Genomic DNA, 1,205 nt, shown 5'->3' on the forward strand with positions numbered 1-1,205 from the left:
GGCATCGCGGGCAACGTCGGGCAGGGCAACTACGCGGCGTCCAAGGCCGGGGTGATCGGGCACGTGCAGTCTGTCCAAGGAAGGCCGCCGCGGCCCGATCGACCGGTTCCACCGGCGGTTGCTGTGGCCGCTGAAGGACCTCGGCGGTGACGTGGTCGGGTTCGGCGCGCGCCGCCTCTTCGACGACGACCCGATCCAGGCGAAGTACGTCAACACCTCGGCGACCCCGATCTTCAACAAGTCCCAGGTCCTGTTCGGCATCGACCTGGCCAAGCGGGAGATCGCCAAGCGCCGCCAGGCGGTGGTGGTCGAGGGCTACACCGACGTGATGGCGATGCACCTGGCCGGGGTGCCGACGGCGGTGGCCTCCTGCGGCACGGCTTTCGGTGACGACCACATCTCGGTGCTGCGCCGGCTGATGATGGACGACGACGCGTTCCGCGGCGAGGTCATCTTCACCTTCGACGGTGATGAGGCCGGGCAGAAGGCGGCGATGAAGGCGTTCGAGGGCGAGCAGCAGTTCGCCGGGCAGACCTACGTGGCGATCACCCCGGACGGCATGGACCCGTGCGAGCTGCGCGAGGCCAAGGGCGACGCGGCGGTGCGCGATCTGGTGGCCCGGCGCCGCCCGCTGTTCGAGTTCGCGATCCGCAGCCTGCTGACCGACTACGACCTGGATTCTGTCGACGGCCGCGTCGCTGCGCTGAAGCGGACCGTGCCGCTGGTCGCGCAGATCAAGGACCCGGCGAGCCGGGACGGTTACGCAGCCAGGCTCGCCTGGTGGGCGGGCTGGAACGACGAGAACCAGGTGGTCCGGCGGGTCCGGCAGAGCTCGGGCACCCCGTCGCGCACCAAGCGCCGACCGCAGCGCGACAAGGCGCAGCAGTCGCTGGGCATGGACGTCGACCTGCCCAAGCGGCCGCAGCTGCACGATCCGCGCTGGGCGGAGCGCGAGCTGCTGAAGGCGGCGCTGCAGGAGCCCGCGCTGGCCGGACCGATGTACGACGCGCTGCCGGACGAAGCGTTCACCGAGCCCGTCTACGCCGAGCTGCACCGAGCGGTGCTGGCCGCGGGCGGTTCGGCCTCCGGTTTGAGCGGGGCTGCGCTGGTGGACGCGGTGTCGCAGCAGTGCGAGAACCAGGTCACGCGGGGCCTGCTCACCGAGCTGGCGGTGGAGAAGCTGGGGTCGCGGACCGAGGAAGGCC

The 1,205-nt window shown here is 71.1% G+C and carries 1 pseudogene; it reads left to right on the forward strand.

From position 1 onward, the window contains the following. Window positions 1–70: 70 nt before the first annotated feature. Window positions 71–1,205: pseudogene (locus ABTZ89_RS38810) on the forward strand (DNA primase); the annotation flags it as partial.

Source organism: Saccharopolyspora sp. NPDC002686 (assembly GCF_040295745.1).
In the GTDB taxonomy this organism is placed as follows: domain Bacteria; phylum Actinomycetota; class Actinomycetes; order Mycobacteriales; family Pseudonocardiaceae; genus Saccharopolyspora; species Saccharopolyspora oryzae.